The organism is Rhodoluna sp., from assembly GCF_044239955.1.
GTDB lineage: Bacteria > Actinomycetota > Actinomycetes > Actinomycetales > Microbacteriaceae > Rhodoluna.
The window spans coordinates 1-6265 of record NZ_JBIIAL010000021.1 but is presented as its reverse complement, the minus strand read 5'-3'; the positions used below and the strand labels follow the sequence as shown (position 1 = coordinate 6265).

Below are 6265 nucleotides of genomic sequence, written 5' to 3'. Positions count from 1 at the left end.
CTCGGCGACGGTAGCTTCCTTGTTCGCCATGGCACTCCTTGATTATCTGTATTTGTCGGCAGCCCTAAGAAACAAAAAATGCTCCTCACGTAAGCGAGGAGCATAAGGAAATAGAGCAAAACTCTACAAACTTCAGTTCTTCACCTACGTGGGCAAACACTTTGTGTTTCTTAGTCAAAACAAGTCAAATTCCAAGAATTCTTGGGATTTGTCCTGCCTCAAACCGACGATCTTTGGCTTCCTACAGTCTAAGGCTTGGAGGGATGGGATGTAAAGCACGGTTTTTAGGCTTAATCTGAAAACAGGGTGAAGCCCTTTTCCAACCCCCAAAGCTAAAAAGTAATCCCCACCCCAAAAGGGGTGGGGATTAAAGCGCTGTCTCTATCGCTTTTACTCCTCGAACTATTGCTAGTTCGAATACTTCTTAGCTCTTGGGCGCTTTTCGCCTGATGGCTTATCAGCCCATCTTCCCTTGCCAGATCCTTGGTAGTTTCCCTGCTTCTTGGGTCCTCTGGAGTTGCCTCTTCCTCTGCCGCCTCTTGAGTCTCCGCCACGGGAGTCTCCGAAGTCGAGAATATCCGGTGCAGCTGGAGGTGGCGCAATCGGACCAGCTAGTTCTTCCAGTAATTCGGAGCCTGGACGAACATCGGTGATTTTGGCATCGCGCTCGGCACGGTGCAGCAGGTCCTCGACCTTGCGACGCTTTGAACGTGGAATCAAAGTGATAACAACACCTTCCTTTCCGGCGCGGCCGGTACGGCCGGAGCGGTGTAGATAGGTCTTGTATTCTTCTGGTGGATCGACCTGGATAACAAGTGCAACATCATCAACGTGGATACCTCTAGCTGCAACGTCGGTTGCAACAAGAACCCTTACGGCGCCTTTAACGAATCGCTCTAGGTTACGAGATCTTTGGTTCTGGTTTAGGTCTCCATGCAGCCTTGCTGCTGGAACGCCGTTGTTGGTAAGAGACTCGCTTAGGCGCTCTGCTGTCATCTTGGTACGGGTGAAGATAAGTGACTTACCTTCTCCTTGAACCAAACGAAGTAGTACCTGGCTGCGATCATCTGGGTCAACAACTAGCACGCGGTGCTCGATGGTTGAGTTCTCCTGAGTTTCATTAGGAACTTCGTATACGTAAGGGGTTGGCATGAACTCGCGAACAAGTGCATCGACTTCGCGGTCCAGTGTCGCCGAGAACAGTAGCTTCTGGCTTTCTCCGGTTGCACGAAGAACACGCTTTACGCCTTCGATGAATCCAAGATCACACATGTGGTCTGCTTCATCGATGACCATGGTCTCAACATCGCTTAGGTCAATAATGCGCTGCGCCATGAGGTCTTCCAAACGGCCAGGGGTTGCAACAACGATGTCAACACCGCGGCTAAGAGAAATCTCTTGACGGCGCTGTGGGACACCACCGTAAACACAAGCTGTGTAGAAACCAACCGAGCGAGCTAGAGCTGAAACCGTTCTATCGATCTGATCAGCTAGTTCGCGAGTAGGGGCCAATATCAAAGCGCGAGGCTTATTTGGTTTTCTTGGCTGAGATCCCGCTGCAACGAGCTTGGAAATAATCGGAACAGCGAAAGCAATTGTCTTTCCAGAACCGGTCTTGCCGCGTCCAAGCACATCTCTTCCTTCAAGTGCTGCAGGAATGGTTGACTGCTGGATTGGGAACGGAGTTTCTGCTCCAAGGCCACGAAGTGCTGTTACTAGCTTTGGGTGCAGACCCATCTCTTCGAAACTTCCCTGGATAACGATCTCTGATGCGTCGGCAACAACTAGCTTTTCTAGAACCTTGTCCTCAAAGAATGCTTTGCGGTTTGGGTTCTTGTCGCGAGCGCCAACAAAACTTGAATCGCGAGACTTGTCTCTTGAGACTCTATCTTCGCGGTAAGGGTTACGGTCGCGGTCGTACTCTCTCGAGTTTGAACGTGGCTCGTAAGTTCTTCCGGATTCTCTAGACGAGTCCCTTGAAGAGTCTCTGGAACCGCGGAACGAATCGCTACTGAAATCCCTTGCTGGGCGATCTGAGCGGAAGCCGCGATCGTTGCGGGCTGGACGCTCAGATGAATCTGAACGGTATCCAGAACCTGATCTTGATCCAAAGCTACGATCAGATGATCCCGCAGGCTTGCGTGGTCCTCTAGCTTCATACCCTCTGGATTCAGAAGGTCTTGAGTCTCTCGAGTCAGATGATCTTGGAGAAGAGTTTCTGTCTCGGTAGGAAGGCTTATCTGACCAGCTCTTTTTGGCTGGACGGTCTGACTGACCCTGGCCGTAGCGTGGCTTATCTGACCACTCACGTCTTTGGGTTCCGTCATTTGATCTTGGTGCGCGATCGTCAAAAGATCTTGGTCCGCGACCAGCACGGTCTTCTGCAGTGTGACGAGGCTTGCGTGCCGAGTCTGTTTTTGGACCTCTTGGTTCCCAGTTGGAACCGCGGTCTGGCTTACGGCCACTCATCTCGCGAGCATCGGTAGCGCCCTTGCGATGTGGTTTCTTGGGTGCGCCAGCAGAGCTTGCGAAACCTGAGGTTCCGGATCTGCGTGGTGCGCCTTTAGCTGCTCCGGTTTTTGGACGCGGAGCTGATTTGCCGAAATTAGGCATAGTTTAAATTGCTTCCTCTTTTATAGGCACGCGCAGGCAAGAAAAAGCAAAAAAGCGATATTTCGTTGCTGCGTGTGTCTTTGCGGTCTAGTCGAACTGCGCTAGACCCTAAGCATTCCTGGCTTGTTACCAGAGCTATAAGAGGTAAAGACTGATGCACCTGTAGTGCACTGCAAACGACTACTGCTGGGAAGTTCCCAACAATCTAAGCCTAGTTGGCAAGAAGCAATAAAGCTAGGAAAATATTTCCTAGGAGATAATGCCGCGAGCCTTTAGTTCTGCGCTTAGTTCTGCATCAGATGGCTCAACTAGGTGCTTGCCATCAGCAAATACGATCACGGGAATGTTGGTTCTTCCAGAGATTGCCTTGGCTTCCTCGGTGAATTCGGGGCTGTTCTCTACGTCCTTTTTGTCAAAATCAACACCCAGGGTGTTCAAAAGGGACTCTGATCTGCGGCAATCGCCACACCACTGTGCTCCGTAAAACGTAACTTCTGACATTTGCTATCTCCTAAGGATTTTTGTCTCTGGTATTACTAACTGTTTCCCATCAAAGCTGATTCCCGCCAAATCTTCAACAACAATGTCGGCATCGGTAGCTAGGGCCTGAGCTGACACCCCAACAACAAAGGCAGCTCCCGCTGCCAAGGCTGCTTTGACCCCAGCATCGGCGTCTTCAAAGACAATGCAATCGCTGGCGCTAAAGCCCAGCTTCTTAGCTCCAAGTAGATATGGGTCTGGCGCTGGTTTGCCATGCTCAACATCGTCACCACTAACAAACTGCTCGGGTAGTGGTAGCCCAGCTGCCTTAATGCGAGCACTACCAAGGTTTGAATTAGCTGAGGTGCAAATGGTCCATATCCCAGCTGGCAAAGAATGCAATAGCTCTACTGCTCCAGGCAGTGCATGAGTTTGATCGGCGGTTTGCTGTTCTAGCTCGTTAATTCGATTATTGGCAGCAACAAATCTTTCCTCACCAACTAATTGCAAAATTAGATCCTGCGCACGGGTCCCGTAGTGATTGGCAATAGAGAAGCCTTCAATTCCAAACTCCGTTGCCAAAGTTGCCCAAGCCTTATTGACGGCAGCGTGGGAGTCAACTAGAACACCGTCGTTATCAAATAACAGCGCACTTGCTCTAAGAATCATTTGCGCTTTCTTGGAGCAGCTACCTTGCTGGTGGTTTTTGAACTAGTACTGGTCTTTTTTGCAGTCTTCTTGGGAGATACTTTGGTTTTAGCCCCTGACTTACTTAGGGCCTTATTGGAAGACATTGTTACACCGGACTGATTGCGCTCTGTAATAAACAAATAGATTCCTACAGCAGCAATCATGAGTAGAACTAGGGCTGGGAGCATCGACTCGAAGAACCACTTCCACTCGAAAGATGAGACAGTCCAGGTTGGATCGTAGTAATACTCACCGTCAATAATTTCTGGCTCTTTATATTCTGGATAAACCCTTAAGGACTCGATGGCGTTGGCTCCGAATGTGAAGGACATAATCGAAACTGTTGCACCAAAAACAATTGACAATACAAAGTTCAAGTTGGCTGCCCCTGCTGCCAAAGTTTGTCTTACTCTTGGTGGAGCCGCATTGGCAGCTTTTGCCTTAGAAGAGAACCTTGTTCCAAGCAAGATACCTAGTGCGATGATGACCTGAATAACTACCCAGACCCAGACCTGCAAGTCGGTCCTGGTGATGTCGTAAACAACTAACCCAAAGATGATTGCAACTGCGGTAAACAAAATTGGAATCGCATATCCAAGACCAAGAGCTTTCTCTGAATCGGACATGCCCTGCTTCTTGGCCTGTTTAACGTTTTGTTTTCTATAAACAAAGGCTCGAAGCAAGATATAGATGACTAATGCTGTTGACAAAACAATTGGGACATAGACATCAAAAAGTCGAACCAGTAGGTTTACGCCTTCAGCTGAGCCAAATCCGCTAAACGCGTTTAGGAAATTGCCTATGGCATATATTGATCCACCTACTAAAGATATGACCACTGTTAGGTTTGTAAATCGATGGGCGGCTCGAGGAAGCGAGGCTTCTAGCCCGGCAAGCTCTCGTGCATGCAGTGCCAACTGCTGGCCGCGAAGGGAAAGTAGTCCAAAAACTACAATGCCTACTAGATATAGATAAGTAGAGACTTTAACCACCTGGGCGTCACTGACATACATTCCCTGGTAGTCGTAAATTGGCTGAACGAATAGATCTGAGTAGATAGCGAACATGAACACTGTCCAGCCAACTACTAGGCCAATAAGAGGGGTAATGATTGCTTGCTTGGACAGTTTTGTTTGCATATCTCTAGCCTACGCCTGCGACATAAACTTGAGCCATGATTGTGGTCATCGGCGAGGCTCTTATTGATCTAATTGAGAGCAAAACAGAATCTGGCAGCTACCAGGCTGTCATTGGTGGCGCAAACGCGAATGTTGCCATCGCACTAGCAAGGGCTGGACTGCCACAGCAACTTCTTGCAAGAATTTCCTCAGATGCTTTCGGTCAAAAGATCAGAACTCGACTACAAGAAAGTGGCGTAGGTCTCGACTACGCAATTGCTGCGCCAGAGCCAGCCTCGCTGGCAATAGCGTCGATTGGAGAATCGGGTGGCGCGAAGTATTCGTTTTATGTTGAGGGCACAGCCGATTGGAATTTCACTAAAGAGGAACTACCGACTGTAGATATGCTTTCTGAACTCGGAGCCAAGGCCTTGCAGTTTGGTTGCCTAACTATGGCCTTAGGCCCAGGCAACAAGGTAATTGAAGCTTGGTTAGGTGAATTCTTCAGAGCCAATACTTTGACACTTTCACACGATGTCAATGTTCGACCGGCTCTTGGTTTTGATTTGGCGATAGAGCGAAAAAGAGTTGAAAGAATCAACTCAATTTCACACATCGTAAAAGCCTCCGATGATGACATCAACTGGATCTATGGCTTAGAGCCAGGATCGAGCGTTGATGAGATTGCTTGGAACTGGATTGGATCTAGCGAACAGATTGTATTTGTAACAAGGGGTGCTGACGGGGTGAGTATTTACCGAAAAGATAAGTTCCGAATTGATGTTCCCTCCCGTGTAGTTGAGGTTCAAGACACCGTGGGCTCGGGAGATACCTTCTGCGCACATATGCTGAGTGGTCTATTGGCCATTGATGCCCTAGGCACAGATCCGGATCAAAAACTGGCTGCAGTGACAACAGAGCAACTGGTTGAAATCACTAGGGTCGCAGCCATTGCTGCGAGCATTACTTGCGAAAAAATCGGGGCTGAGCCACCAACCAGAGCGGAACTAGCAGCTGTTATTGCAGCTACCGCTTAAGGGGGCAGTGCCTGCACTCCATAGCGCAGCAGCGCTCAAAGTTTGAAAGTTCTTTCGCGGTAAAGACAAAGTTTCCGGTTATTGGATCGTTGTAGCCTGGCTGATCTAGCGCCATAGCCAGTTCGTGCCTGCGAAGCATCTCATCACGGGCAGGGTGATTTTCAGCCAGTCTCGTTGGGTGAGGAAGGCTTAGCGGTCGCCGGGTTGGGGTTGGTCTAGGCATAGAACCTAGACGCTACCGCCTGCTAGAACCATTTGTGCGCAAGCTCGGGTTGTGTCGTCTGATCTGGTTCTTTCCCAGGTCAAGCTGAGCTCATTAAGAACCTT

General features: G+C 49.3%; 6 protein-coding genes. 1 reads left to right on the top strand and 5 read right to left on the bottom strand.

All coding sequences use genetic code 11. The features are described from left to right. Window positions 1-408 precede the first annotated feature (408 nt). The 4 genes from AC9UFE_RS05840 to AC9UFE_RS05825 form a co-directional block, all read right to left on the bottom strand. Window positions 409-2613: a DEAD/DEAH box helicase gene (locus AC9UFE_RS05840; protein WP_509546804.1), complete on the bottom strand. Its 2205-nt coding sequence runs from the start codon at window positions 2611-2613 to the stop codon at window positions 409-411. Window positions 2614-2862: 249 nt separating this feature from the next. Next, window positions 2863-3114, bottom strand: a complete 252-nt coding sequence (locus tag AC9UFE_RS05835; RefSeq protein WP_509546801.1) for a glutaredoxin family protein — start codon at window positions 3112-3114, stop codon at window positions 2863-2865. 3 nt (window positions 3115-3117) lie between these two features. Continuing rightward, window positions 3118-3762, bottom strand: coding sequence for an HAD-IA family hydrolase (locus AC9UFE_RS05830; protein WP_509546798.1), 645 nt, complete (start codon window positions 3760-3762; stop codon window positions 3118-3120). Further along, the gene (locus tag AC9UFE_RS05825; RefSeq protein ID WP_509546795.1) at window positions 3759-4922 is read right to left on the bottom strand and encodes a hypothetical protein; all 1164 of its coding nucleotides are present in this window, start codon (window positions 4920-4922) and stop codon (window positions 3759-3761) included. The genes AC9UFE_RS05830 and AC9UFE_RS05825 overlap by 4 nt, the downstream gene beginning before the upstream one ends. Before the next feature lie 35 nt (window positions 4923-4957). Between AC9UFE_RS05825 and AC9UFE_RS05820 the strand changes: the two genes are divergently transcribed. Further along, complete coding sequence (locus tag AC9UFE_RS05820) at window positions 4958-5938, top strand: carbohydrate kinase family protein (RefSeq protein WP_509546792.1); 981 nt, start codon at window positions 4958-4960, stop codon at window positions 5936-5938. On the opposite strand, the gene AC9UFE_RS05815 is transcribed toward AC9UFE_RS05820, so the two are convergent. Then, complete coding sequence (locus tag AC9UFE_RS05815; RefSeq protein ID WP_509546789.1) at window positions 5928-6161, bottom strand: DUF5522 domain-containing protein; 234 nt, start codon at window positions 6159-6161, stop codon at window positions 5928-5930. The genes AC9UFE_RS05820 and AC9UFE_RS05815 overlap by 11 nt on opposite strands. Window positions 6162-6265: the final 104 nt, after the last annotated feature.